Source organism: Lentzea kristufekii (assembly GCF_033949925.1).
In the GTDB taxonomy this organism is placed as follows: Bacteria; Actinomycetota; Actinomycetes; order Mycobacteriales; family Pseudonocardiaceae; genus Lentzea; species Lentzea kristufekii.
This window is the reverse complement of the sequence record NZ_JAXAVV010000013.1, coordinates 76619-101083: the sequence shown is the minus strand read 5'-3', so window position 1 is coordinate 101083 and position 24465 is coordinate 76619. Positions and strand designations below refer to the sequence as shown.

27 protein-coding genes and 1 pseudogene are annotated in these 24465 nt (G+C 64.3%); 14 read left to right on the top strand and 14 right to left on the bottom strand.

Annotation, left to right across the window (positions count from 1 at the left end; all coding sequences use genetic code 11):
- The first annotated feature begins 70 nt into the window (after positions 1-70).
- Genes SK571_RS26085 through SK571_RS26075 form a run of 3 tightly spaced genes read left to right on the top strand, consistent with a single transcriptional unit; the run spans position 71 to position 2236 of the window.
- Positions 71-373 carry an AMED_5909 family protein gene (locus SK571_RS26085; protein WP_319986716.1) on the top strand — a complete coding sequence of 101 codons (303 nt, stop codon included), beginning with the start codon at positions 71-73 and terminating at the stop codon, positions 371-373.
- 4 nt (positions 374-377) lie between these two features.
- Complete coding sequence (locus tag SK571_RS26080; protein WP_319986715.1) at positions 378-1328, top strand: Scr1 family TA system antitoxin-like transcriptional regulator; 951 nt, start codon at positions 378-380, stop codon at positions 1326-1328.
- Between the two features lie 2 nt (positions 1329-1330).
- Positions 1331-2236, top strand: coding sequence for a helix-turn-helix domain-containing protein (locus SK571_RS26075; RefSeq protein ID WP_406602030.1), 906 nt, complete (start codon positions 1331-1333; stop codon positions 2234-2236).
- 243 nt (positions 2237-2479) lie between these two features.
- Here SK571_RS26075 and SK571_RS26070 read toward each other — a convergent pair whose 3' ends face one another.
- The 5 genes from SK571_RS26070 to SK571_RS26050 are packed head-to-tail and all read right to left on the bottom strand — an operon-like array spanning position 2480 to position 6413.
- Positions 2480-4639: an FtsK/SpoIIIE domain-containing protein gene (locus SK571_RS26070; RefSeq protein ID WP_319986713.1), complete on the bottom strand. Its 2160-nt coding sequence runs from the start codon at positions 4637-4639 to the stop codon at positions 2480-2482.
- A complete protein-coding gene (locus SK571_RS26065; protein WP_319986712.1) occupies positions 4632-5474 on the bottom strand; it encodes a hypothetical protein in 843 nt (280 codons plus the stop codon). Before SK571_RS26065 ends, SK571_RS26070 begins: the two co-directional genes overlap by 8 nt.
- Positions 5471-5800, bottom strand: coding sequence for a hypothetical protein (locus SK571_RS26060; protein WP_319986711.1), 330 nt, complete (start codon positions 5798-5800; stop codon positions 5471-5473). The genes SK571_RS26065 and SK571_RS26060 overlap by 4 nt, the downstream gene beginning before the upstream one ends.
- On the bottom strand, positions 5797-6138 hold the full coding sequence (locus SK571_RS26055) for a WhiB family transcriptional regulator (RefSeq protein WP_319986710.1): 342 nt from the start codon (positions 6136-6138) through the stop codon (positions 5797-5799). The genes SK571_RS26060 and SK571_RS26055 overlap by 4 nt, the downstream gene beginning before the upstream one ends.
- Positions 6132-6413 carry a helix-turn-helix domain-containing protein gene (locus SK571_RS26050; RefSeq protein ID WP_319986709.1) on the bottom strand — a complete coding sequence of 94 codons (282 nt, stop codon included), beginning with the start codon at positions 6411-6413 and terminating at the stop codon, positions 6132-6134. Before SK571_RS26050 ends, SK571_RS26055 begins: the two co-directional genes overlap by 7 nt.
- A 155-nt stretch (positions 6414-6568) precedes the next feature.
- On the opposite strand from SK571_RS26050, the gene SK571_RS26045 reads away from it, so the two are divergent.
- Together SK571_RS26045 and SK571_RS26040 are read left to right on the top strand one after the other, a co-directional pair.
- The gene (locus SK571_RS26045) at positions 6569-6943 is read left to right on the top strand and encodes a hypothetical protein (RefSeq protein WP_319986708.1); all 375 of its coding nucleotides are present in this window, start codon (positions 6569-6571) and stop codon (positions 6941-6943) included.
- A gap of 231 nt (positions 6944-7174) precedes the next feature.
- Positions 7175-8266 (top strand): tetratricopeptide repeat protein, encoded by a 1092-nt coding sequence (locus tag SK571_RS26040; protein ID WP_319986707.1) that lies wholly within the window; start codon positions 7175-7177, stop codon positions 8264-8266.
- Here SK571_RS26040 and SK571_RS26035 read toward each other — a convergent pair.
- Entirely contained in the window at positions 8237-8806 is a 570-nt protein-coding gene (locus tag SK571_RS26035) for an NUDIX hydrolase (protein ID WP_319986706.1), read from the bottom strand. The two genes, SK571_RS26040 and SK571_RS26035, sit on opposite strands and share 30 nt — an antisense overlap.
- A 58-nt stretch (positions 8807-8864) precedes the next feature.
- Between SK571_RS26035 and SK571_RS26030 the strand changes: the two genes are divergently transcribed.
- On the top strand, positions 8865-10625 hold the full coding sequence (locus SK571_RS26030; protein ID WP_319986705.1) for a DUF4209 domain-containing protein: 1761 nt from the start codon (positions 8865-8867) through the stop codon (positions 10623-10625).
- Positions 10626-10635: 10 nt separating this feature from the next.
- Here SK571_RS26030 and SK571_RS26025 read toward each other — a convergent pair whose 3' ends face one another.
- Both SK571_RS26025 and SK571_RS26020 read right to left on the bottom strand, forming a co-directional pair.
- Positions 10636-12852: a hypothetical protein gene (locus SK571_RS26025; protein WP_319986704.1), complete on the bottom strand. Its 2217-nt coding sequence runs from the start codon at positions 12850-12852 to the stop codon at positions 10636-10638.
- 274 nt (positions 12853-13126) lie between these two features.
- Complete coding sequence (locus SK571_RS26020) at positions 13127-14626, bottom strand: HNH endonuclease (protein ID WP_319986703.1); 1500 nt, start codon at positions 14624-14626, stop codon at positions 13127-13129.
- A 99-nt stretch (positions 14627-14725) separates the two neighbouring features.
- Between SK571_RS26020 and SK571_RS26015 the strand changes: the two genes are divergently transcribed.
- Positions 14726-15109, top strand: coding sequence for a hypothetical protein (locus SK571_RS26015; RefSeq protein WP_319986702.1), 384 nt, complete (start codon positions 14726-14728; stop codon positions 15107-15109).
- On the opposite strand, the gene SK571_RS26010 is transcribed toward SK571_RS26015, so the two are convergent.
- Positions 15085-15888: an NAD(P)H-binding protein gene (locus tag SK571_RS26010; RefSeq protein WP_319986701.1), complete on the bottom strand. Its 804-nt coding sequence runs from the start codon at positions 15886-15888 to the stop codon at positions 15085-15087. The two genes, SK571_RS26015 and SK571_RS26010, sit on opposite strands and share 25 nt — an antisense overlap.
- A gap of 88 nt (positions 15889-15976) precedes the next feature.
- On the opposite strand from SK571_RS26010, the gene SK571_RS26005 reads away from it, so the two are divergent.
- Positions 15977-16738, top strand: a complete 762-nt coding sequence (locus tag SK571_RS26005; protein ID WP_319986700.1) for an AraC family transcriptional regulator — start codon at positions 15977-15979, stop codon at positions 16736-16738.
- Here SK571_RS26005 and SK571_RS26000 read toward each other — a convergent pair.
- The 3 genes and pseudogenes from SK571_RS26000 to SK571_RS25990 form a co-directional block, all read right to left on the bottom strand.
- Positions 16695-17333, bottom strand: coding sequence for a LysR family substrate-binding domain-containing protein (locus SK571_RS26000; RefSeq protein ID WP_319986699.1), 639 nt, complete (start codon positions 17331-17333; stop codon positions 16695-16697). The genes SK571_RS26005 and SK571_RS26000 overlap by 44 nt on opposite strands.
- 71 nt (positions 17334-17404) lie before the next feature.
- Positions 17405-17536: pseudogene (locus tag SK571_RS25995) on the bottom strand (LysR family transcriptional regulator); the annotation flags it as partial.
- A gap of 53 nt (positions 17537-17589) precedes the next feature.
- Positions 17590-18381, bottom strand: coding sequence for a DUF3152 domain-containing protein (locus SK571_RS25990; RefSeq protein ID WP_319986698.1), 792 nt, complete (start codon positions 18379-18381; stop codon positions 17590-17592).
- 80 nt (positions 18382-18461) lie between these two features.
- Between SK571_RS25990 and SK571_RS25985 the strand changes: the two genes are divergently transcribed.
- Both SK571_RS25985 and SK571_RS25980 read left to right on the top strand, forming a co-directional pair.
- Positions 18462-19127, top strand: a complete 666-nt coding sequence (locus SK571_RS25985) for a response regulator transcription factor (protein WP_319986697.1) — start codon at positions 18462-18464, stop codon at positions 19125-19127.
- Positions 19124-20833, top strand: coding sequence for a sensor histidine kinase (locus SK571_RS25980; protein ID WP_319986696.1), 1710 nt, complete (start codon positions 19124-19126; stop codon positions 20831-20833). Before SK571_RS25985 ends, SK571_RS25980 begins: the two co-directional genes overlap by 4 nt.
- On the opposite strand, the gene SK571_RS25975 is transcribed toward SK571_RS25980, so the two are convergent.
- Entirely contained in the window at positions 20817-21629 is an 813-nt protein-coding gene (locus SK571_RS25975) for an NAD(P)/FAD-dependent oxidoreductase (RefSeq protein WP_319986695.1), read from the bottom strand. The genes SK571_RS25980 and SK571_RS25975 overlap by 17 nt on opposite strands.
- Positions 21630-21679: 50 nt before the next feature.
- On the opposite strand from SK571_RS25975, the gene SK571_RS25970 reads away from it, so the two are divergent.
- Positions 21680-22240: a helix-turn-helix domain-containing protein gene (locus SK571_RS25970; protein WP_319986694.1), complete on the top strand. Its 561-nt coding sequence runs from the start codon at positions 21680-21682 to the stop codon at positions 22238-22240.
- Between the two features lie 7 nt (positions 22241-22247).
- Positions 22248-22517 (top strand): DUF2277 domain-containing protein, encoded by a 270-nt coding sequence (locus tag SK571_RS25965; protein WP_319986693.1) that lies wholly within the window; start codon positions 22248-22250, stop codon positions 22515-22517.
- On the opposite strand, the gene SK571_RS25960 is transcribed toward SK571_RS25965, so the two are convergent.
- Positions 22514-22729, bottom strand: a complete 216-nt coding sequence (locus SK571_RS25960) for a hypothetical protein (protein WP_319986692.1) — start codon at positions 22727-22729, stop codon at positions 22514-22516. The genes SK571_RS25965 and SK571_RS25960 overlap by 4 nt on opposite strands.
- A 357-nt stretch (positions 22730-23086) precedes the next feature.
- Here SK571_RS25960 and SK571_RS25955 point away from each other — a divergent pair, with 357 nt between their 5' ends.
- Both SK571_RS25955 and SK571_RS25950 read left to right on the top strand, forming a co-directional pair.
- Complete coding sequence (locus SK571_RS25955) at positions 23087-23737, top strand: hypothetical protein (RefSeq protein ID WP_266037807.1); 651 nt, start codon at positions 23087-23089, stop codon at positions 23735-23737.
- Positions 23738-24053: 316 nt separating this feature from the next.
- Positions 24054-24215 carry a hypothetical protein gene (locus tag SK571_RS25950; RefSeq protein WP_319986691.1) on the top strand — a complete coding sequence of 54 codons (162 nt, stop codon included), beginning with the start codon at positions 24054-24056 and terminating at the stop codon, positions 24213-24215.
- Positions 24216-24465 lie beyond the last annotated feature (250 nt).

Below are 24465 nucleotides of genomic sequence, written 5' to 3'. Positions count from 1 at the left end.
TTTACACCTCGCGCGCCCGAGCGAAAGCTGATGTCTGCGGTTCTGAGGTGACGATCTGAGGTGATGAGCAGTGAAGTCGAGCGAGGACTGGTGGGCCAAAGCTGCCCTGGCAGAAACACTGATGCAGGCTCACGAGGCACTGAGCCGCGCACGTCCACGGCCGGGCACGAACAACCCACGCGTGTGGCGCGACTACCACCTACGCAGCGCGGCCATCTACACCGAAGTCGCCCAGATCGACCGGGGCCACTTCCACGAGGCGACGGCGTGGGCCACCTGCGAGCGCCAACGCGGTGAAGAGTTCGACCGGCAGATCAAGACCAAGAAGGCGGACAACGCAGCCGCTTCATCCTCAGTGGACAAGGCGAGCTGACGACATGGCGCAGAAACTCACCGGAGGCAAGGCAAGCCTCGAAGTACGGGCGTTGAGCAGGAGCGTACTTGGATGGCGCCACATCCGAGGCTGGTCCCTCGCGGAGTTGGGCGAACTGGTCGGCTTCTCAGCGGCGACGCTCTCCCAGATCACCAGGGCCGTGATACGTCCGTCTCCCAGTGATGTCCTGAAGATCGGCGCTGCGTGCCGCGCACCCGACGACGAGATCGAACTTTGTGTTCGTGTGGCACAACGGGCGAACGATCCTCAGATGTGGGACCGCATCAACGGTGACGCGTGGGCCCGCCTGGCCTGGACACCCTGGGACGTCATGGCAGAGGCCAACGAACTCTTGATCGTGGCAACCGACGTACTGCCCGAACTGCTCCGCACCAACGCCTACCACGAGGTGCTGTGCAAGTCCGGCGCAGCGACCAACGGCCTTGATCTCGGCCTACAGCAGTCCGTTCTAGCCCGCTTGGACATGGATGCGAAGGAAGCGGCACGACCAGGCAGCCACGGGCCGCTACGCGTTCGGCTTCTGGTGACGGAGGCCGTTCTCACGAGCAGTGTTGGCGGAGCGCGGACCATGATCGAGCAGTTGGGACACCTGGAAGACCTGACGGGGCAGACAGGGTTCGATCTTGCCATCGTGGACGGCGATGCAGGACCGTACTTCGGTCATCACCAGTCATTCACCGTAGTGCGTTTCCGAGCACCTCGTTTCGATGACGTCGTCCTCACACGCACCCTGCACGGCGGTGACACTTGGCTTGAGTCTGCTGCTGAATGCGCACCCTACGAACGCGTTCTGCTCGTCCTCAACGACGTCGTCAGGACACGAGAAGAGTCGGCGCATTGGGTAAGTCAGGCGTCACTCGCTCTACACGAACCGTTGCCTGACAACAACTCCCACTGTCGTCCGCCCACGACCACTGTCCAGGCGGGAACCTAGACATGCCAAAGAGAGTCTCTACCGCCCGAGGTCGCGAGTTCGGTGCAGGGGTGCGGGCAGCGCTCGAACACAGCGACCTCACCTCCCGCGAGGTCGCTGAAGTCATGGGCTGCCACGAGGCCAAGGTCTCAGATGTCCTGACCGGCAAGGGTGGCGTCACTCAGACCGAGGTCGCTCTACTGCTGGGCATCTGCCGGACCAAGGCACCAGAAGTGGCGCACTTGATGGACTTGTTCCCCATGCGACACCACGGCGGGGGCTGGTGGCAGGAACACGGCGCCTGCCCGCCTATCTCGCTGCGCACGGCCTCGGAGAACCTGAAGGTCTCCAAGACGCTCGTGAGCTGGCACGGGAACATGGTGCCGTTCTTCCTTCAGACGGCCGACTACATCCGCGAGACACTCCGAGCTTCCGCCACGACTCCCGCCGAAGAACTCGAAGAGCGCGCGAAGGCGCACCTCGTGATGCAACAGGCTTTGCCACGTAACGCGAAACGCCTGTTCTTCGTCCATGAGTCGGCGCTACGTCTGCAAGTCGGTGGACCCGAGGTGTACGCGTGGCAGATGCAGCACCTCGCCGTCACCGCGAACCAGTCGAACACCAAGATCAGGATCCTCCCGGCAGCACGCGGTGCCCACGCTGGCATGGCTGGACCGTTCACGCTGTTGACCTTCGAGAAGTACGAACCGCTCGTGTGGGTGGACACGGAGAACTCCAGTCTGTTCGCCGAAACGACAGATGCAGTCAAGGGCTACAACACAGTCGTTGAGGCACTCACGGACACAAGCCTGAGTGAGGACGACTCCAGGGCACTGATCGCCGAGTTGTCCGAGATGGCATGGGCCCGCGCGGACGAAAGCGCAGGGTTGCAGACACCTCCGGCAGAACAAGCCCCACCCGTGCCGTAGCGGCATGCCCTCAAGCTGCCAGCCTTGGCGCCCTCCGTCACACGCCCCCGCCAAGGCTGGCACCCAAAGCCGTCGCGGTACCCGATTTCACGTCATCGGGTACCGCGACGGCCGCATGTGACGGGTGGACCCGTCACACGTCACACGCGTCACGGCGGACCGTTCGCGCAGGTGATGCGCCGTTCTGGACCCGTCACAGGGCTTGTGACGGCGTGACGGGTCCGTGGGACGGGGTGTGACGGGTCAGCGCTCACCGTCGATCACCTCGCCCTCCAGAACAGCAGCGTCCCGCAGACGCTCGGCAGCGGCGACCAGATCCGCGACGGCGTAGCCGCGTATCTGCTTCACACCGTCAGCCGTCGCCACACGGTCCCGAGTCGACCGGCAACCCAACTCCACCATGTCGCGCCCGAACGTCGTCATCTCCAGTCCCAACGCCTCTACAAGCTCAGACGTGGGAACGAAGTGGCGGCCGTCACCCCCTTCCCCGAGGTAGTCCACGACGGACGCCAGTGGCTCAGGCAGTTCGACGTCCGCCGCACGCACGGCCTCCGCTGCCACCGGAACGCTGCTCCCGATCGCCTTCGCTACGGCCGCGTGATCGAGCATCGGCTGTGCCTCTTGCCCTGCCGCATGTCCGGTCAACGTCCCTTCCGCTTCACGCAGGCCACGCCCGCGCTCGCACAACTCCCTCCAGTCCTCGTTCGGCATGTAGAACGTGCGCACGGTCAGCGCGAGCACATCGGCGCCTGCCTCCGTCTCGCCGTCCGGCCGCAGGATGCCCACGCCCTTATGCGACGGCAGCAGCCGACTGCTGTCATACCCGCGCGTGTTCATCTGCTCCCCGAGGACGATGTTGCTGTCACGCCAGTCGATGACCCGCAACGCGAACCGCGAGCCGAGCACCGCGCGCAGCTTGGACGGGATGGTCTTGCTGTCCGGACGCTGCGTCGCGAGCACCAGGACCAGCCCAGCAGCCGGCGCCTTCTTGGCGAGCCACGTCAGCAACTCGCCGATGTACTCCCCCGCCGTGAGCTTCTTCCCCTGCACCTCAACAGGCGTGCGGTCTTCGAGCGGTAGCTGAACCTCATCGATGAACACGGCCGTGATGGGCATGTCCAGTGCCCGATCACGCGACATGTCCGGCGTGACCTTCGACTCCGGGCACGTGAGGTCGTCCAACTCCTGCATCCGCCGGTAGCGCCCCTGGACCTCACCCACGAGTTCCACGAGCCAGTCGATCAGCGCCAAGACGTGTTCGGTGCCGTCGCCGGACATGAACCGGTGCGCCACCTGCGCCGCTGAAATCCAGTCCTTTCCTGCCTTGAAGTCAGCGACGTACAGCCGAACATGCGGGTCCAAGATCAAGGCCGCGGCGACCAGTCGAGCGGCCATCGTCTTGCCCTGCCTGGGGATTGCGCCGATGAGCAACGACGTCCACACCAACGGAAGGTCGATCCGCCGATCACGAGCGTCCCGCCCGAAGGGCAGCGGCCGCCACGCGTCCCACCTCTGCACCGCGAGCAGAGGTGTCCGCAACGGAGGCGCCGCGTACGGGTCCTCGTCCGCGACCCACATCGCGACCCGGCCGGCGTGGCCACCGTTTCCCCGGACGCGTTCCACGATGAGCTGCACCTCGTCGACCGCGAGCGCGGAGGCGAGAGCATCCCGGTTCTTCACGACGTCGGCCGCCTTACGGGTGGCCGGTAGGTCCACGGTGATGGCCCACCCGTCACCCTGCCTGGTAGCCCGCTCGACCAGGCGCAGCGTCTCGTCCTTCCCGATCAGCTTCGCGTCCCGGAACGCGTCAACGAGCACCTGAGGGTCCATCGTCCACGTCAGCGTGCGCGGTCCGGCGAGTACCGCCTTACGCCCCGGACTGCCATCCTTCCGCCTACCGAGGACGGCAAGCGCTACGGCGACGACACCACCACCGATCCACAACACCCGATGCCCGTACACGAGATCAGCGACGGCACCGACGATCGCCACGCCTGCGAACACTGCCCCCGTGACCTTCCACCGGAAGAGCGTCAGTTCACGGATGTCACCGAACTTGTCCGCGAGCTTCTCCGACTGCTCGGCAGCCTCTCGGTAGTCCCGCACGGTGACCCACGACCGCCACCACCGAACGGCGACCACCAAGCCGCGTACAACGGCCCCGAGGAACCGAAACGGTGAACGCAACAGGGCCACGACCAGATCCTTCGCGGCCTGCACCGCGTGAACTCGATCCTTCGCCCACAGCGGCACGCGCGGTGAACGCTTCCACCTGTTCATGAACCGACGCACCGGTGTGACGCGCGGAGCCTGCGGAGCGTCGTTCACGAACTCGCCTTCGAGCACCGCACACACCGGCAGACGCGGGTCTGTGACAGCCAACTCCCGATCATCCTCACTCATGGCCGTCACCACCTTCAGCGACCTCTGCCGCAAGCAACGAAGCCAGCCGCGACGAGAGCCCGCGCGAACACCCCGTGACCTCGCGAACCCACGCGGGACTCACCACGACTTCGGGTGTCCACATTTCGCGAGCCTTGTCTAGGTACTCCGCAGAGGACACACGTCCCGACGTACTTCTGTTGGACCGCTTGACTTTTGAGTGCTTAGGCTCTGTCGCAACGAGCGCCGGAGACTTCGCCGCGGTGACCGGCGCCGTCCGCTGTTCCGCCTCTGTGAACGCAGCGGTCACGGCCTCCGTGAGCTTGTCACGCAGGTCTGTGACAGCCTCCGCCGCGGCGAACACCACGAGCGGTGGAACCGAGTGCAGGACCACACCGGACACAGACCCGGCAGCCCATGAATGCCACGTGTTCATGACGTACGTAGCGGCGAGCGTGAACCATTTCGCACGACGCGTCCACGAACCCGTGCGCACTCGATACCGCGCGGTCACCTGCTCCGCTCGAAGGATCGCCAGCAGCACCAGCGACACCGTCGGATCGAGCAACCACGCAGCGAGCCAAGGCAACGACCAGGCCGGCGTTCCCGCTGCCGCGAAGCTCTGCACGTTGGTCATCGTGAAGCCGAGACCAAGCACGATCCCCGCCCAGCACAGTCGGTCGACCTCCGCCCGGACCCGCTCGACACGAAGCGCCACCACGTCCGGATGCGTCGCGTAGGCCCTCAGCTCCGCAGCCTCCGCCGCATCAGCGGCGAGCTGCTGCGCCGCTGCCGGGGCGGCGGGCAGCCGCCCGAAGGCGGCTACCCCTTCCCGAACCCGAGTGACCGCGCTCATCGCCGATCACCCTTGCCACGCGGACTGTCGTAGGACGTGATCGTGAGAGCACGGGTCAACGTGTACGCGGCGAACAGCGCGGGGAGGCCCAGCACCACGAGCAACAACACGGTGTCGCCCCGGTGCGTGATCACCACCCACTGAACCCCGACGATGACGCCGGCCATCACGAGCACCCGCCCGGTGAGCGAGAGCAACCGCGCACCCGTACGCGCTGCGTTCGCAGCGGCCTTCGCCCTACGGGCGCTCGCTCGCCAGATCCACAGCACCGCGATGACCGCACCCAGCACCGCGAGAATCTGCGTGGGAGTCAGGTTGATCGTCATGACAGCTCACCGCCTTCACGACGAACCCTCCACACGCGGTAGAGCGCGCGTCGATCGGCCTGCGACAGCCCACCCCACACACCAACCGTCTCCGCACCGGCCGTGCGCAACTCCAGCTCCAAGCACACGTTGCGGATAGGACAGCCCGCGCACAGCCGCACGGCCAATTCCCGATCAGTCAGCTTCTCGTTCTGCCACTCCGGCTCGTCCTCGTTCGCCCACAACCACATGCAGGCGCCGTCACGCGTCACGATCTCCAGCAACACGTCATCCGGGACCTTCGCGTAGCGGTCGAGCTCGGCCGCGATCACCTCGTAGTAGTTCTCCGGGTTCACCACGTACCCCCGGCCTTGGCCTCGAACTCACGAGCAGACCGGCGCTCGGCCGTCATGCGAGCAACGTCAACGACGCTGCCGGACTCCGACGCCTGCCGAACGATCTCCTCGACCGCACGAGCAGGGACCACGTAGCGAGTGCGCAAGCGCACCGCCGGAAACGCGTCCTCTCGGATCGCCCTGTAGATGGTCGCGACGTCCACGCGCAGGATGCGCGCGGCCTCCGCGACTGTGTAGAAGATCGGCGGGTTACTTCCCGCCGCACTTGACATAGTCATCAGATGTAGCCCTTTCGAAGGAACTGATTTCTTCTCCGAAAGCGCTGACATTGGCGTCGAAAACTGCTGAATGACCGCCGATGTCAGCGCCAAGCCCGCTTTAGAGCGAGATCGCGCGCTAACGTCGGCGCTGAAGGCGGAGCCCGGAGGCGTACGTGACAGAGGACTGGTCGGCAGTCGCGGAGGCAATGAATGCCCGCGCGGCAGAGCTGGCTTTGAAGCAGAAGGAACTTGCGACGAGATCCGGGGTGTCCCTCGCGATCGTTCGCGAGATGCAGCAGGGCAAGATTCAACGGCGCCGGAACCCGCGCACCCTCGAAGCTCTGTCGATCGCTCTCGACTGGCACCCGCAGCACCTGAGCGCTGTGCTGCAAGGGAAACCGCCACCCGAGACCGAGCCCGCGGAGCCGGCCGCGACGGACCCGCTCGTGCCGCTGCTGAACACCATCATTCGCGAGTTGCGCGGACTCCGCGCACAAGTCGGCACACTCACGAGCCGCATTGACGAGGAGTCGCGGCGAAAGGACTAGCTGGATTTCATTTGGGGGTTCCGGCGTCGCTGTCATGTCACCAGCAGACAGCCGGAAAGGGTGTCAAAATAATTGGCAGCGACTAACAGGAGGGTTGTTAGAACGAGTTAAGTCCGCAGGTCACGGCCGTTGGGGAACGGGGGGAACGTGGCAGGAAAGAGGCGCGGCAACAGGCCGCAAACACGACTGCAAGCAGTCCGCGAGGAACTCGGCCACACGCAAGATCACGTGGTGCGCTACTTCCTCAAGCGAGCACCACAGCTCGGCATCACGGTCGCGTCGGAGTCGTCACTCCGGATCATGGTGTCCCGATGGGAGAACGGACACGTAGAGGTCACCGAGCCGGCGTACCAACGCCTGCTCCGCGAGCTGTACGGACGGTCCAATGAGGAGCTTGGGCTCCCGACCGAACTGATCAACCAGAGCGCAGAGGAACTCCGCGATCGTCTGGTCGTCGCGAGGAGCATCGACCCTGCGACGCTCGACCTGTTCCAGCAACAGGTCCAGACGCTCCGCAACTCAGACAAGCGCTTCGGCGCCGTGATCGTTCTCGACCAGTTAAACAGCCTCGTCCAGCAGATCGAGGAGTACTGCACGTTCAGCGTTAGCACGCGTCACCGCGAACGACTCGCCGCGATTCTCACCGACGCACGGACGCTCGCAGGATGGACCGCCCTTGACCGGGGCTCGCAGCTCGACGCGTGGAAGTACCACGAGGACGCGAAGATCTCGGCGCGCGAGGCAGACTCGCCGTACCTACTCGCTCATGCGGCCGCGCAGCAGGCCGTGATCCTTCTCGACATCGGCGAGGCCGATGCAGCAGTCGAGCTGCTGGAGTTCGCAAGGGACGTTGCCGAGAACCGCGCACCGTCGCTGCTGCGCACGTGGCTCGCCGCCGCACATGGCGAGGGACTCGCAGCTGCTGGCCGCCGCAGCGAGTCCCTACAAGCCTTTGACGAAGCGAACTCACTGCTGCCAGCGAATCCGGTCGACCCCGAGATGCCGTTCCTTCTGCTCAACGACGGCCATCTCGCACGCTGGCGCGGTAGCGCACTAGTTCGCCTCGGGGATCAAGACGCAATCAATCAACTTGAAGCAGCATCACGAGATCTCGACACGTCCAACCAGTCAGCCGTACGCGGACAAACAGGCATGTATGTCGATCTTGCCTTTGCTTATGCAGCAGCAGGTGATGGGCGCGGTGCGCAGGACTACGCCCAGAAGGCCCGGCAGCTCGCCGCCCGCATCAAGTCAGACCGGCAAGCCAAGCGACTCGCAGGTCTTGAGTTCCCCCTACCGAAGTCCATCACCGGTGGCGCGTGACGCAAGATAATACAGCAAAGGGACTATCGCACCGGAGCCAAGCACTTCGCCACGACGCACAAGTTCCAGCACCCTGTCGACGGGAATCCACTCGATTCGAGCTGCCTCTTCTGCGTCTGTCGGCTCCCCCACCTTCTCAGCTGAGCGCCAAAGATATGCATCTACCGGCGAATCGATGATCCCGGGAAGTGGTTGAAAAGTGCCGATGTGCTCAGGTTCTCCAAGCGGACGCCATCCCGTCTCCTCGACAGCTTCACGCGCCGCTGTGACAGCAGGCTCTTCACCTTCCTCAACAAGACCGCCGATCAACTCATAACCCCATTGATCGACCGCGAACCGGTAACGCCAGAGAGTTAGAACCTCTTCCTTCTGGTTAACCAGAAGCGCTACAGCGACGTGGTCAAGACGCACAACGTGATGCTCAAATCGACTGCCATCAGGCGGCTCGACATCTACAAGGTCAACCTTGACCCAGCGGTTGTCATAAACAGTCCGCTCGCCATGGACCTTCCACTTCAGTTCCTCTGGATACTCCGTCACACGCAGAGCGTACAAGGACCAGTGTTACAACACGAGCTCTCAGGACGATGAGTCAACTATGACGACACAAGACGATCACACGATCGGCCTCGCAGCCACACTCGACAGCTTCGCAGCAGAAGGGAGCCGATTCAACATCGAGCAGCGTCTGCGGCAAGAGGTGCCGCAGGCCGTTATAAGCACGAACCGCACTAAAGAACAAACTGACTCTACCGCAATTCAGTTTGCCTTCACCTACACAATTCAACAGAAGATGATCAACGGAAAGCCCCGGGCAACAATCGAAGGAAAGTACAGAAACCCAGACGGCACGCAATCTCCACCACCCGTAGATGAAGTACCTCAGGAGATAGTCGACTCTTGGGCGGATCTAAGCGAAAAAGTCAACGCGCCTTACGCGCGCGCACGACTTGAACATTTACTTTTTGCGCGACGACACGGCAACGCTGTCGAGCACGCCGAAAAGGCAATCACCGCTTACCGGAAATCCTCCAAAACCTGGAAGCGAAGCCTCGATCAAATCAATGATCTATCGATGGCCCTTAGACTAAGTCGCGCAATCGGGAACGCAAGCCTAAGTCAAGAAGTTATGGCGGAGATTATATCTGCCGCGACGGCCGCACTGGAGTCGAAGGAGAATATCCCCGGAATTAGCCTCCGACTAATTGCAGTATTAGCTACAGAGCCGAACGCGCCCGCAGAATTGGATGAGCTTCTAAAAAAGGCGCGATCGCGATACAAGGGCGATCCATGGATCGAAGAGGACGTAGTAGATTTTCAGATCGATCGAGCGAGCGACGCTACCCGCGCGACACTGCAAGATGAACTCGTCCAAATCTGGCTTGATGCCGGTGAGGCATCCGCCGGAATCGTACGTCTAGGTCACCTGAAGAAGGCACTTGAGATCGCTAACCGTATCGGACGCAACGAACTAGTAAATCGTGCCGCAGCGGCAATTCAAGCTACCAATCCTGCAGAGCTTGAGCTGATGTCGATCAAATCGACGGTAAACATATCGGAAGAGATGATCGAACTACTAATTCAACCGGTAACGAGTGCACCCAGCTGGCGTGATGCACTCGATGAATTCGCACGTTTCGGCCCAATATCCGGAGACAGATCCACAAATGAGGCCCGAGTCCAACAACAAGCCCAAGATTTCCCGCTGCAAGCAATGCTTCCGCCTGAGCTGCTTGGAGGCGACGGGCTTCCTCGATTCTATGCGGACACTCCTGAGCGCCAGTTCGATGTCGCTCTCAGCAAAATCGAAAGCCAGCAAATTAAGATATACGGCGCTTTTCTAGCAGAAGCGCTGCACCGAATCGCCAGAACTCATGGAATACCGACCGAAGCAGATTTGACTGACTTCTTCCTTTCAAGGAAAACCGTCTCCGAAGTTATTGCTGGGGCACTGGCGCGCGCTCATATTCGATTCTGGACAGGCGATGCCGAGGCCGTCATGTTTTGCACTCCTCCCATCATTGAAGCCTTGGCCAGGCAGCTTGTCATTGATACGCAACAAGGCGTCTACAGGCTCCAGCGTCAAGATTCGCCAGGACAGTACCCAGGCCTCGGTTCCCTTCTAGGCACCCTGCTTACTGCAGGACTTGATCCGTCATGGTTCAGATATCTTCACACACTTTGCACAAGTATTGCGGGCATGAATCTTCGTAACGAGGTAGCGCACGGATTCACTTTCGGCCATAGCGCCTCTATTACAGCCACGCTACTACAAGCTGCTGGATACCTTTCCTGCTTGGCTGGCACTCCAGATGAGGCAGATTCAGACGAGGGCACCGGGTCAGCTGAGCCCGAGTAAGTACAGCTCGCTACGAGAATTTTCTAACCAAATTTGTGTAGCCAGCAATCGCTAATGTCGCAAGAAGCCACAGCGTTGCTTGAATGGCCCAGATGATGAGGGTAAAGGCTTGCCCCCACCGCGTACCAGTATCTAAATCGCAGCGGCTGCGTAGACCGGTAGAGCCAAGCGGCAGTCCACGATCGATTCCAAGTCCGATCAATTCGATCGAGGAGCAGGGCACTCCCTGGGCAGAGTTGGAAAACGCTCCCGTTTGAGCCGTCCGTTCGGCGGCTAGATGCCCAGGCCGCGTATCAGTTTGGCCGGCCACATAGCCAACGACGCCTGCAGAGAGCAACACCGCCAGCAGAACCCCAGCAAGCCGGCTAGTTCGATAGCCGAATCCAGCGACCATGCCAAAAAGACCATGCAGCAACCAAGAAAATCTTCCATCAAAGCTTTTCTGCGCTCGCGTTCTTCGATCTTGCTGTTGCGCAATGAGCACATTTTTAGCGTAGCCGTCGTGGCCGGTAGCTCGCTCTACGGAAGCAAGTTGCTGATACGGCTGAGCTTGATAACCGATGCTGTGATGCTTCAGAAAATGCAGCCACTGCCGCCAATCTGAACGCCCTAGTGACACATAAACGCACCCATCTACATTGATGCGGAAGTTGCTTGCATTGTCGCAATGCTCACCACGGCCCATATCCGGACAGATCGTCTTGTAGGGCAGGAGCAAACTTGAACCGACCTTGAGGCCTTCCCACTCCAATACATAGCGTGCACCCTGCAGACGAAGATCGAGGCATGTAAGTTGGCCCGAAACTTTCGCGCCAGGCAATCTAATCGTGCCGCCTCCTCCGGCACCACGTGCAGTCAGCCCCATTCTGAAATTTGCGCCCACCTCAAGCCCGTCCGCATGCAGCGCCGTTCCTTCTCCATTCTCAATGACTACGTCAGTGAAGTCCATCTGTTCACTGATACGCGCACCAGAAAGACGGACCATACCAGTTTCACTAGCGCCGACCGCACTGACTCCTATCCAAGCAAAATTTCCTTTTACCTGAATTCCTTCAAGATGCATTGCGGGGCCTGATTCATTTAAGGCCTCTACATCCTTCATCGTAAGCGGACGCTCTAGATGTGCGCCTGCAAGACGCAGCGCACCCCGATTGCCAGCACCACTAATGTCGACATTGGCGAATCGAACTAGACTTAGCTTCGCCCCCTCGCAATCCAGCGCAACACCGCAATCGTTGGAGATACTGCTTTTCGCAAGCTCAAATCCTTTAGCGACACTTATCCCCTGAGCGCGAAATGCGCCAAGTTCATGGTTTCCTCGTATTGCCATATTGCGACACAGAAGATCGCTTTCCGCCTTCATTCCATCGAAGCTGACTGCGGAACCAGACTCATTTTCCACGGTCAACTTATCAATAAGTACCTGGCCGCCCACAGTTACGTTCATCATCCTCAGGGTTCCCAATTCGCCAGCCCCTGAGGCGCGCATTGCAATCAGATAGAAATTACCGCCTACCTTCATTCCATCTGCAATAATGGCAGGACCCGAGGGATTGTCTATCTCCAAATCGTGAAACGTCAGTTGCCCGCCAATTGTCGCCGTACTAACACAAATGGCACCGCGGTCGCCAGTTGCACTGACTTCCATATTCCGAAAGAAGAGATCCGCGCCAACTCTCATGCCGTCCATAAGGAGGCACGACCCAGACTTATTGCTGACCTTTAGCCCGTCGCACACGAACTGCCCGGTTATGTGCGCAAGAATCATGCGCACGGTTCCGGTGTCTCTATCGGAATGACCAAATGCGCCCTCAAGAGACATATCTCCGTTGACGCGCAGGCCGTCCGCATACACGGAAGAGAACCGACTTCCAGACAGGCTCAGGCCACCGATCTTTGCATATTCAGCGGTAATCTCTCCGGAAATTTCGCAATTCACCAAACTTAGCCCATAGGGTACGTCCATGTGATCCAGAGCGAGATTCCCTGAAATTGCCGCTCCCCTAATTCGAACTCCGCGCGGATCGAGCTTTTTATCGCGATCTAGTAGGAGCTCGCGAATAACTCCCGACCTAATGATCGGAAGAGCGCCATCTTCTCCATGAGAGATATTGGGATCAGATTCAGCGTAGGTCCACTCGTCGCCGACTGCCGCAGCCTGGATCAGGTTGATTTCATGCTCGGTCAGAGGATGGAGAGCAGAGGGCCAGCCTGACGGAAGGTTCATACCGTGAATGTCGATCGCAGCAGCAGATCCGCTACTGCACGCCGGGTAGACAACCGCGTCGACCAGCCGTCAGGCTTCACTTCATGGTGCGGCGCATGGTGCGAACTGTGGCTAACCCGTGACCTTCGAGCACCTATGGTGCGAACTGGAGTTACTCAGAAGCGCTGGTAGAGAGCTTTTTGGTCCTCTAGAACGGCACTTCTAATCCCGAGGTCGCAGGTTCGAATCCTGCCAGGGGCGCCTCATGAAGTGGCCTCTGACCTGTGCAAACAGGTCAGAGGCCTTCTTGGTTTCCGCCCTGCTGCCCGATCCACGCACCCGTCACAGCGAGGAAGTGATCAGTGATCGCCTTCTCGGAAGGGCCGACAGCGAACTCCGCGCCGTCGAACTGGGTGTAGTGCGGGTAGGTGCTCAGCGAAGGAGCGAGCACCACGCGCCGGGTCGTCGGGTCGACCGCCAACAGGCCGCTGTCGAACAGCAGGTGCACGTCAGCGCGCAGCAGCACGCCTTCGTCGAGGTTGTGCGTCTCATGTTCGGCGAAGCTGCGAAGATGCGCCGCCTGCAACACTTCGGCCGGGCATCGACCAGTGATCGCGCACACGTGTCCGTAGCGTTGGATCAGCTTCTTCCGGAACTTGTCCTGGCCCTTGCGGGCCTTCGCCTTGATCTCACGCCGCCCACCCGTGGGCGCTACTCCGTCATCCTCGCCACCACGGACGTCCTTACCGGTGACGATGCGCCGTACCGACCTGATCTTCGCAACGGAACGGGCCTCGGCCGCTTGAGAGGGCAGTGACACGGCAACTCGCGCCAGCATCGCCTCGACCTTGTCGATGTCGAGGGGCTTGATCACGTCGTGCGCCGCCATGTCGGTGGACGCGTCCTTGAGGTCGTCGCTACTGATGGCCCCGTCGACCGCACGCCAGGTTCCGCCGTAGTACGCGACGTACTTGGTCACACCCGCTTGTCCGTCTTCATGATCGATGCGACCGATCCGGGCGATGCCGAGCACGTCCTCGTCGTCATGGATGACGACGACATGGCCTTCGCGGAGTTCCTGCGAACGACTGAAATTGTTGTCGTAGACGAAACTTGAACCCAGCACGCCTGACGAGCCGGCATCGCTGTCGTGCTTCCTCTCCGCGGAGAACAGTGCCCACGCCTTCGGCTCGTGTTCGGCACGGATTGCGGCAGCTCGGCGGTGCATCTCCGCCTCATCCGCGAGGAACTCACCGATGATGACCTCGTCCAGGGCTCCGCCACGGGTCCTCTTGCCCTTGTACTCAGGCAATCTGGTTCCGAGGTCGAAGAGCTTTCGCTGCACGCTGTTGACCGACCGGAAGTTGAGCCCGCGGTCCTGCGGAGCGTGAAACGGCAGTCGGCGCAGGAACGCCGCGAGGTGCTGCACAGCGGGATCGTTGACCCGCTGGGCCACCCGGTCGTTCGAGAACAACTGTGAGCAGGCAAGGGTCAGTTCCTCGCGTGTCCACTTGGGTGGGCGCAGCTCCCTCACCTCGAACCCCAACCCTTCCAAGAGCTGGTTGACGAGGTCGTCGTCGGCGACTTCCGGTGGGGTCAAGGGCACTTGGCCGGGCAGTCTGCCGTGAGCGGCAGCCGTGATCACCCGTGTGCCGTACCTGCGGGTGTCGTCTGCGATCACGTAGTTGCGGAACCGGTCGAAGCCGTGCTGGTTGCAGAACTCGATCAATCCCAGACGGTCGTGCTCCGCCATTGCCGTGCTAACCGCATCTGCGGTGATGTCCCCAAGACCCACCTAAGGACGATTTCAACCAAACGCCGAACAAACAGCCGCCATATGCCGCAATGAGGACTGCTATCGAGCGGCGACGCGCAGAACTGAATAATCGGGCGCGTGGACAAGACGCGGTTGGGCATTGGGCTGGTCGTCGGCGTGCTCGTGGTGCAGACGGCGGCAACCCTGCTGTGGGACCCCGACGCGACGCTGACCGGCATCGCCCTCGCCTTCAACGCCGTGGCCGCGGTGTCGACGTTCCTCTTCGTGCGGCGGGGCGGGCGGGCGGCCTGGGTGGTCGGCGGGTGGTGTGCTGGGTTCTTCGGGTGGCACGTGGTGGGGCTCGGTGAGCTGGCCGGCTGGTGGACGACCGGGCTGGACGCCGCGTTCCTCGTCGGGGGCGGGTACCAGGGCTCGGTCGTCTACCAGGCGGTGATGGCCACGGCTGCTGGGTTTGCCGTGCACCTGTTGTTGCCTCGTCAGCGCCAGGTTTCCGAGACGTAGGTGTCGAAGCTGGTGGCGGGGCGGTTCAGGAGGCGGGCGATGTCGTCCGTCGGGGTGGCCAGGTGGCCCTTGCGCATGGCCTCGAACATGCCGTTCAGTTCGGTGGCCACCTCTTCGGGGGCGCCTTGGGCGAGCAGGGCTTCGCGGTACTCGGCCGGGGTCAGCTTGACCAGTTCGATCTGGCGGGCGGTGGCTGTCGCGATCTTGGACACGGCTTCGGTGAAGGTGACTCCTTCGGGGCCGGTCAGGTCGTAGGTCTGGCCCTGGTGGTTGTCGGTGGTGAGGGTCAGGGCGGCTACCTCGGCGATGTCCTGGACGTCCACGAACGGTTCCGGGGTGTCGTCGACCGGCAGGGAGAGGCGGCCCGCCTCGATTTCTGGCTGCCAGATCTCCTCGGAGAAGTTCTGGTTGAAGTTGTTGGCGCGCAGGATGGTCCAGTCGAGGTCGCTCTCGCGGACCGCCTTCTCGGCGGCGTGCATGCTCTGGAAGACGTTCGGCGGGGTCTTGTCGAGGCCGCGGCCTGAGAGCAGGACCAGGCGGCGGAGGCCTGAGGCTGCGGCCAGCTCTACGAACGGGTGCGCTGCGGAGGGGTCTTCCGGGGCGATCAGGTAGGCGGCGGTGGCGCCGTGCAGGAACGGCTTCCAGGTCGACTGGTCGTTCCAGTCGAAGCCGGTCGCGCGGGAGGCCTTGCGGAGGGTGGCGCCGGCGGCTTCGAGGGTGCGGACCACGCGGCGGCCCGTCTTGCCGGTCGCGCCCAGGACCAGGATCTCTTCAGTCATGTTCTCAGCCAACCCGCCCGGGCCGCTAGACGACATGGGTGAGAGTTCATCGACGATGTTCGATCGTTCGGGCCGTATCGTGGACGGCATGAAGCCGTTCGACGAACTGCTGCGCGGGGTGCGCGCGGATGGTGCCGGGGTGCGCCGGACCGAGATCGACGGAACGCGGGTGTTGCCGGGGCTCACGTTGTACGCGGTGGCGTCGGGTGAGATCAGCGTGCGCGGGGAGACCGCCAAGGCCGGGGACGTGCTGGTGGTGCAGGAGTCCGTTGCGGCGCAAGGACGTGCGTCGGTGGTGAGCGGGACGTACGAGGTCACGGGGGCCGTGGCGCGCCGGCTCACGGCGGTGTTGCCGGACGCGCTGGTGGCGCCGGGCCAGGACGGGTGCGCGGAGTTCTACGCCAACATCGGCGTCGACGGGCCGAGTGTGGTGGCGGATCGGTTGCTGGACTGGCTGATGGTGTGCGCGCTCAAGGAGTGGTTCGACCGCGAGCACGGTGACGGGTGGCTGGGGGCCCAGGCCGACGTGGTGGTCGGGCCCGTTCTCGAGGCGATGCACGCGAGTCCCGAACGGGCCTGGACGCTGGCCTTGCTGGCCAAGGAGGCCGGGGTGGCGCGGACGACGCTGGCGAGCAGGTTCGCGAAGCTGGTCGGGGTGCCGCCGCTGACGTACCTCACGGAGTGGCGGATGGCGCTGGCGGCGGATCTGCTGGCCGAGTCGTCGGCGACGGTGGCGTCGGTGGCGCGCAAGGTCGGGTACGCGGACGCGTTCGGGTTCAGCGCCGCGTTCAAGCGCGTGCACGGGTTCAGCCCGAGCGAGTGCCGCAGCCGGTGCGCCGAGAGCGCGTGACGTCGAGGCAGCAGCGGACGAAGTCGACGGCTGCCTCGCCGGGGTCCGGCAGCCACGCCACGGCCACGTCGCTGGGGCTCACGCCCCTCACGGGCACGTAGACGATGTCCGGCCGCGAATAGAAGTGCGACGTGGACGCCGGAACCAGTGCGATGCCGCAGCCGCCGGCGATCGCGCCGAGGAACTCGTCGGGGTGTTCGGTCACGGCACCGACGCGGACCTCACGACCGTCCCTTTCGGACAAGGCCAGCCAGTGCTCGCGCCAGGTTCCCTTCAGGGCGGGGGCGACGATGACCGGGTCGTCCCACAGCTCGCAGAAGTCGATCGAGGCGCGGCCGGCCAGCGGGTGCGTGGAAGGCAGTGCCACGCAACGGGATTCGCTGAACAACGTCCGCACACCGAACGTCTCCTCGCCCGGGAAGGGTAATCGCAGCAACGCGACGGGCACGTCCGCGCCGGCGAGGCCCGCTGACGGATCCGACCAGGGCGCCTGCAACAGGTCGACCCGCCAGCCCGGCCGAAGCTTCCCGAACGCCCTGACGATGGCCGGCGTCGCGTCGTTCGCCGCGCTGGCCAGGAAACCGACGCGCAGCACGCGGCGAGGGCGCGGCCCGCCTCCGTCAGCCTCATCCCGGTGCTGGACCGCGTGAACAGCCGCACGCCCAGCTGCGACTCGAGGTGCTTGAGTTGTTTTGTCAGTGATGGTTGCGACACGAAGAGCCGGTGCGCAGCGCGCGTGAGGTTGCCCTCCTCGGCGATGGCGGCGAAATATCTCAGCAGCCTCGTGTCCACGTCCATGCCGTCAAGGCTATGAAGCCGGACATCAACCACGAGTGAGCCGACGACCGCGGTCATGGATACGGCCACCCGTTCGGCGTGCACACCTTCCCGTCCTGCGGGATGACCGCGCCCTGGGGCACGCCGTCGGTGATGCGGACGATCTCGTCGTTGGACACGCTGAACGTCTGCTGCATCATCACCGGCGCCGGCCCACCCGCGACGCCACAGGGCTGGTGGCCTTGCCCGAAGGCGTGGCCGACCTCGTGGTTGACCATGTACGCGCGGTACGCGTTCAGGTCCGGGAGGAACGCGACGGCGCCGCGGAACCAGCGGGCGGCGCTGAGGAACACGAAGTTGCCGTCGCGGCACGAGACGTCGACCGGGATCTCGAAGCCGCAGACGTTTCGCGCGGTCTGCTGGGACGTCAGCCGCACACGCACCGACGCGGCACCGGAGACGCGCTGCACCGAGCGCGCGCCACGGGCCGTCCAGCCACGTGGGTCGGCGAGAGTGGCGTCCACGAACGCCGCGAAGGCCTGTTCGTCGACGGTGATGCCGTTCTCGACCTCCACGGCGTAGGTCCGCAACGGGCCGATGCCCACGACCGGGCCCGAACCGGGGACCACGTGGAACGTGCCGGCCCCGGCCACCGGGAACTCCGGGCCGTCGGGCAGGTCGGAGCTGGACGCGTAGACGCGCGGCGGAGGCGGTGCCGGCGAGGACGGGACCTCGACGGGCGTGACGGCTGACGTGATCGACGACGTGGTCGGAGCGGCCGCGGGGGACGTCTCGCCTGCCAGCTGCGTCGTCGTCAGCAGGATCGCGGTCAGCGCGACCGCCGCCAGAGCCAGGTGGACCCTCATGACGGCAACGCTCGCCGGAACTGATGAAGAACCTGTTTACGTTCCGCTTGACTGTCATGAAGGCCTGCATACTTCGGACTGTGTGCGCCCACATCCTCGTCGCGGAGGACAACGTTCACCAGGCCGAACTCGTCCGCCGGTACCTGGAGCACGACGGGCATTCCGTGGTGGTCGTGCACGACGGACGGGCGGCGATCGACGAGACGCGGCGCCGCAATCCCGACCTGCTGGTCCTCGACGTGATGATGCCGCTGGTCGACGGCATCGACGTGCTGCGCGCCGTCCGGACCGAGTCGGACGTGCCGATCGTGCTGCTCACCGCGCGGTCCACCGAGGACGACGTGCTGCTCGGGTTCGACCTGGGCGCCGACGACTACATCACCAAGCCGTTCCGGCCACGGCAGATGGTCGCGCGGGTGCGGACGATCCTGCGGCGCACCGGGCGTGCGCGCGCGACGAACGCCACGGTGCTCAAGGTCGGCGATCTGACCGTCGACCCGATCCGGCACGAAGTGCGCATCAAGGACGAGTTGGTGAGCCTCACGCCCGCCGAGTTCCGGTTGCTGGCCAAGATGGCCGCACAGCCGCAACGGGTGTTCACGCGCGAGCAGCTGCTGGAGGACGGGTTCATCACCGCCCGCACGGTCGACGTGCACATGATGAAACTGCGCCGCAAGATCGAGCAGGACTCACGCCGGCCGGAACGACTTCTCACCGTCTACGGCATCGGATACAAGCTCGTATGAAAAGCCTGCTGGTCCGGTTCTTCCTGTTCTCCCTGGTGATCGCCGCCTGCTCGATCGCCGTCACGGCGTGGCTCGCGTCGCAGGCGACGACGGGTGCGATCCGGCAGGAGCAGGGCGACGCGCTCGAGACGGACGCACAGATCTTCGACGAGCTGGTGCGCTACGCGGCCACGCACAAGGACTGGACGAGCGCGAAGTCCGATGTGGACGGTATCGCGCAGAAGCACGGCCGCCGCATCGCGCTGACCGACGGCAACGGCACGACGCTGGTCGACACCGGCGGCGAGAACGCGCCGCAACTGCCCATCACCCCCAAGGCACTGGTCGACCCGTTGAACGTCAACGGAAAGATCGACCCAAGGGCGGTCGGGCCGTTCAAGCTCAACGACGAGGAGTACCGCACGCTGCGCGCCTATGCGGACCAGCTCCTCCAGTGCAACGGCAGGATCACGCTCGTGGAAGCGCCCAACGGCCGGCCGCGGCTGCCCGACCTCGGGCCCGGCGAGCTCTCGGTCTGGGAGGACTGCCCGGTCGGCTACCGCCTCTACACGATCACGGTGACGGAGAAGGCCGCGTACGGGCAGCTCCAGGCGCTGTTCACGAAATGTCTCGACCAGCGCGCCCCTGGCGGCAGGAACTACGACAGGCCGCTCACTCCCACCACCTTCGACTGGGAGGTCACGACTGTCAACGGCGCGCCGCCGGAGGTGGTGGCGTGCATGGACAGCTCGCGGCGCGAACAGCTCAGGCCGTACGTCGCGGCGCCGGCACAGCTGTTCCTCACCTCACCGACCGGCGACGAGCCGATGACGATCGACCTGTCGACGACCGGTGCCACCCGGATCACGCTGGTGGCGCTGGGAATTCTCTCCCTGGCCGGGTTCGCCTCGTGGCTCACCGCCACGCAGCTCGTGCGGCCGATCCGGGCCCTCACCGCCGCCACGAAACGCACCGCCGAGGGCGATCGGACGGCACGGGTGGACGGCGGCTCGGGCGAGATCGGCGAACTCGCGCGGTCGTTCAACGCGATGTCGGAGAAGCTCGCCGAGACCGAACGTCAGCGGCAGGCGATGGTCAGCGACGTCGCGCACGAACTGCGCACGCCGCTGGGCAACATCACCGGCTGGCTGGAGGCGACGCAGGACGGGCTGGCCGAACCGGACCCGCACCTGATCGACATGCTGCTGGAGGAATCCCTTCTGCTGCAACGACTGGTGGACGACCTGCACGACCTCGCCCAGGCCGACGCGGGCACGCTCCGGCTGCACCCCGAACCGATCGCACTGGACGACGTCGTGGACCAGGTCGTCAACGCGCAGCAGAACCGCGAGATCCTGCTGCGCGCCGAGACCACACCGGTGCACATCACCGCGGACCCGGTGCGGCTGCGGCAGGCGCTCGGCAACCTCGTCGCGAACGCCGTGCGCTACACCCCGCCGGGCGGCGAGGTCGTCGTGAAGCTGTTCCGGTGGCAGGACGAGGCGATCCTGGAGGTCACGGACACCGGCACCGGCATCGCGCCGGACGACGTGCCGCACGTGTTCGACAGGTTCTGGCGGGCGGACAAGTCCCGCAGCCGCCGGACCGGTGGCAGCGGGCTCGGCCTCGCGATCACGCGGCACCTCGTGGAGGCCCACGGCGGCGTGGTGTCGGTGACCAGCACCCTCGGCGAGGGGTCGACGTTCCGGATCAGCCTGCCGGCATGAGGCCGAGCAGGTCCACGTTGATCATTCCGGCCGCCTGGGCTCCCTGAGCGGCGGCGACGATCACGATGGCCGCCGGATCCGTGACGTTGCCTGCGGCGTAGACGCCGGGCACGCTCGTGCGTCCCTTCGCGTCCGTGCGCACGAACCTGCCGACCGGCGTTTCCTCGGTTTCGGCGCCCAACGCGAGCAGGAACTCGTCGCGCGGCTTCATCGGCGCGGAGTACACGAGCGCGTCGGCCGGTACCCGGTTGCCGTCGGAGATCACGGCGACCAGCCGGTCGTCCTCGACCTCGATGCCGTCGACCGACGGCACGTGGGTGACGTCGTCCGACCACTGCCGGACCAGCGCGACCTTCATCTCCTCGCCGAACACCACGAGCTTCTGGTCGCGGACCTCGTAGCCGTGGCAGTACGGGCAGCCGAAGACGTCCCGGCCCCAGCGTTCGCGCAGGTTGTCCGGCACCTCGTCGACCAGGCCGGTGGCGAACAGCAAGCGCTTGGCACGCACCGTGCGCTCGCTCAGGTCGACCGCGAACCCGTCGTCGAGCGCCGTGACGCCGCGAACCTCGTCGTTGACGATCTCTCCGCCGTAGCCCTCGACCTCGGCCCTTCCGTGCTTGAGCAGCTCCAACGGCGAGAAACCGTCGCGAGAGAGGTAGTTGTGCATGTGCGAGGCCGGGGCGTTGCGCGGCTCGGCACCGTCGACCACGAGCACGCTGCGACGCGCCCTGGTCAGCATCAGAGCGGCGCTCAGTCCGGCCGCTCCCCCACCAATGATCACCACTTCGTAAGTCATGCTCCGAGAGTGCGGTCGACAGTCCAGTTTTGGCAAAGTAAGTTGCTGTTATGGCAACAACCGTGGGGCAACGGCTCGCCGCGCTGCGAGCCGAGCACGACCTGACGCTGGCGACGTTGTCCGAGATGACGGGCATCTCGAAGTCGACGCTGTCGCGTCTGGAGACCGACCAGCGCAAGCCGACACTGGAGCTGCTGCTGCCGTTGTCACGGACCTACCAGGTGTCGCTGGACGACCTGGTCGGCGCGCCCGAGGTGGGCGATCCGCGCGTCGCGATGAAGCCGCGTCAGCTCGACCACGGCCGCGTCGGCATCCCGCTGACCCGCTCGATCGGGCCGCTGCAGGCGTGGAAAATGATCATCACGGACTCGGAGCTGCACGAACCGCGCGTGCACGAGGGCTACGAGTGGTTCTACGTGCTGAGCGGGCGGATCCGGATGCGGCTCGGCGACAAGGAGATCGTGCTGCGCGCGGGCGAGGTGGCCGAGTTCGACTGCCGGCAGCCGCACAGCTTCAGCAGCTCGGACGGCAGGCCCGCCGAGATCATCAGCCTGTTCGGCAAGCAGGGAGAACGCATCCACACCCGCGCGGCGCCGCCGAACAGGTCATAGTGGAGGCATGTGCCGAAACATCCGGGTGCTCCACAACTTCGAACCGCCCGCCACGTCCGACGAGGTGCAGGCCGCGGCGCTGCAGTACGTGCGGAAGGTGGGCGGGGCGACGAAACCGTCCGCGGTGAACCAGGCCGCGTTCGACAGGGCGGTCGCGGCCGTGGCGGCTGCGACGCAGGAACTGCTCGACGCGCTGGTGACCACGGCACCGCCGAAGGACCGCGAGGTCGAGGCGGCGAAGGCCAAGGCGCGGGCCGCCGAGAGGTACGGGAGCTAGTTCTGCGTGCGGGTGTCGAGGTACATGCAGATCAGCTTGGCCGCGATGCCCGCGGAGCCGACGATGAAGGCCTGGTCGGGGCCGAGCGTGACGGCGATGGCCCACAGCAGCAGCGCGATCAGCACGAGGATGACCGTCACCTGCATCGCGTGCGGCCAGTTTCCGGGGTGGACCAGCCACCTCGCCAGCTGCCGCGGCTGCGGAACCTCCACGTCACCCGCTCTATCGGGTGAACGCTCCGCCCTTACCGCCATCGTGCTCCCTCGCCGTGATTCCTCCTGACGAACTCATTCTCCTGAGTTGATCTTCTACGGAGGGTTACTTCCGCTGGTCTTGCGGTAAGCGTTCGGTGAGCGTCGGCGAACGGCAGACGAACGGTCATCCGCTTGATCGGTTGCCGGTCTGTCACCGTCCGTTTACCGATTGCGATCTAGGTCGCAACTCTGCGTGTCACCTACTCGGGTGACCGCTCAACGCTGCGTAGCGGTTGCGCCGTTCGGAGTAGACCCGTTTTTGTCAGACCCCTCGGATAACGTCAGGTGAAGCTCGCGGTACGAGGGGAGAAAACGTTGCCGGACAACAACGTCAGCGTCACCGCACTGTCGTTCACCGAGTACGTCATGAGCGGTCAGCGTGGACGCATCAACATCGTGTCGGAACAGCGGGGGATGTACCTGGCCTCCGATACGCGGGTGTGCGGGTTCTACAACCCGATCCGCGACGCCATGCGACGAGCGGTCAACTCGACCGAACCCGAGATCGAGCTCAAGAAGGCGATCATGAACGCCAACCGCACGGGGCAGCCGCGGGCGTTCGAGGAGATCGCCGACGGCTTCCTGCCCTGGCTGGCGTCGTTCAAGGCGACGGGGGTGCCGGTGGAGGGCGCCACCTACCGCGCCGGCGAGCTGACCTTGAAGGTGCGGCCGCACCTGGGGCTGCGCAAGAAGGACGGCACGACCTACGCGGTGCTCGTGCACACCAAGGAGGTGCCGCTGACGAGGGAGGCGGCCAACGTCGGGCTGCGGATCCTGCAGCACACGGTCGCGGACACGCTGCCCGGCGCCATCCCGATGGTGCTCGACGCGCGGCGCGGCAAGGCGTACCAGATGCCGGCGCGCACGAACCTCGGCAAGCTCGACGTGCTGATCGCCGCCGAGGCGATGGGGTACGTGACGCACTGGAAGCTGTCCGGCCTGTTCGAGTCCGTTCAGGTCGGGTAGGGGGAGGGGACGACACGGTCCGCCTTGGGGGGGCGGGCCGTGTCGTCGGCACTGCTTGCAGGGGGAGAGTTGTCCAGAACCGAGGATCTCGTCGCGCTGCTCGGGTGGGAGCAGCGCGACGACGCACGGGCGCTGTCATGGGGTCCGGTGGAGGAGCGGCTGGGGTTCGCGTTTCCAGTGACTACAAAGAGCTGATGTCGGCGTTCGGCACCGGCTGTTCCCCGATCCGAACGGGCTCATCCCGTGGGCAGAGGCTGGAGACGCCTGGTCGATCTTCTGGCGAACCGACCGCGGCGGCCCCGACGAGTGGACCGTCGTGTACTGCGACGCGGAGTTCTCCGAATGGGCCGAGTACGCCGGGTCGTCGACCGAATTCCTCCACGACCTGCTCACCGGGGAGGTCGAGTCCGAACTGGACGAGTACGGGCCGCCGTACGACCTGACGTTCGCCGCTCCTCCGCAGAGGCAGCCCGGATGAGCAGCGAGCCGAGAAGCGCGGACCTCGTCAGGTTGCTCAAGTGGGAACTGAAGCGTGAGCCTGAGCGGTCCTGGGACGAGGCCGGGGAACACGTGGGGCTCGCGTTCCCCGCGGACTTCAAGGAACTGCTGTCGGCGTTCGGCAGCGGTGTCTTCGATCACGTCGTAAAGGTGACGTCCCCTGTCTTCGACGGCCTCGTCCAGTGGGGTCGAGCCGGGAGGTGCACCCTGTTCTGGCGCACCGGCACAGG

What these genes read in the sequence shown, in the direction of transcription:
- SK571_RS26080 (WP_319986715.1), top strand. Translation starts at nt 378, where the DNA reads ATGGCGCAGAAACTCACCGGAGGCAAGGCAAGCCTCGAAGTACGGGCG.
- SK571_RS26075 (WP_406602030.1), top strand. Translation starts at nt 1,331, where the DNA reads ATGCCAAAGAGAGTCTCTACCGCCCGAGGTCGCGAGTTCGGTGCAGGG.
- SK571_RS26070 (WP_319986713.1), bottom strand. Translation starts at nt 4,639, where the DNA reads ATGAGTGAGGATGATCGGGAGTTGGCTGTCACAGACCCGCGTCTGCCG.
- SK571_RS26065 (WP_319986712.1), bottom strand. Translation starts at nt 5,474, where the DNA reads ATGAGCGCGGTCACTCGGGTTCGGGAAGGGGTAGCCGCCTTCGGGCGG.
- SK571_RS26060 (WP_319986711.1), bottom strand. Translation starts at nt 5,800, where the DNA reads ATGACGATCAACCTGACTCCCACGCAGATTCTCGCGGTGCTGGGTGCG.
- SK571_RS26050 (WP_319986709.1), bottom strand. Translation starts at nt 6,413, where the DNA reads ATGACTATGTCAAGTGCGGCGGGAAGTAACCCGCCGATCTTCTACACA.
- SK571_RS26030 (WP_319986705.1), top strand. Translation starts at nt 8,865, where the DNA reads ATGACGACACAAGACGATCACACGATCGGCCTCGCAGCCACACTCGAC.
- SK571_RS26025 (WP_319986704.1), bottom strand. Translation starts at nt 12,852, where the DNA reads ATGAACCTTCCGTCAGGCTGGCCCTCTGCTCTCCATCCTCTGACCGAG.
- SK571_RS26010 (WP_319986701.1), bottom strand. Translation starts at nt 15,888, where the DNA reads ATGACTGAAGAGATCCTGGTCCTGGGCGCGACCGGCAAGACGGGCCGC.
- SK571_RS26005 (WP_319986700.1), top strand. Translation starts at nt 15,977, where the DNA reads ATGAAGCCGTTCGACGAACTGCTGCGCGGGGTGCGCGCGGATGGTGCC.
- SK571_RS25990 (WP_319986698.1), bottom strand. Translation starts at nt 18,381, where the DNA reads ATGAGGGTCCACCTGGCTCTGGCGGCGGTCGCGCTGACCGCGATCCTG.
- SK571_RS25980 (WP_319986696.1), top strand. Translation starts at nt 19,124, where the DNA reads ATGAAAAGCCTGCTGGTCCGGTTCTTCCTGTTCTCCCTGGTGATCGCC.
- SK571_RS25975 (WP_319986695.1), bottom strand. Translation starts at nt 21,629, where the DNA reads ATGACTTACGAAGTGGTGATCATTGGTGGGGGAGCGGCCGGACTGAGC.
- SK571_RS25970 (WP_319986694.1), top strand. Translation starts at nt 21,680, where the DNA reads ATGGCAACAACCGTGGGGCAACGGCTCGCCGCGCTGCGAGCCGAGCAC.
- SK571_RS25965 (WP_319986693.1), top strand. Translation starts at nt 22,248, where the DNA reads ATGTGCCGAAACATCCGGGTGCTCCACAACTTCGAACCGCCCGCCACG.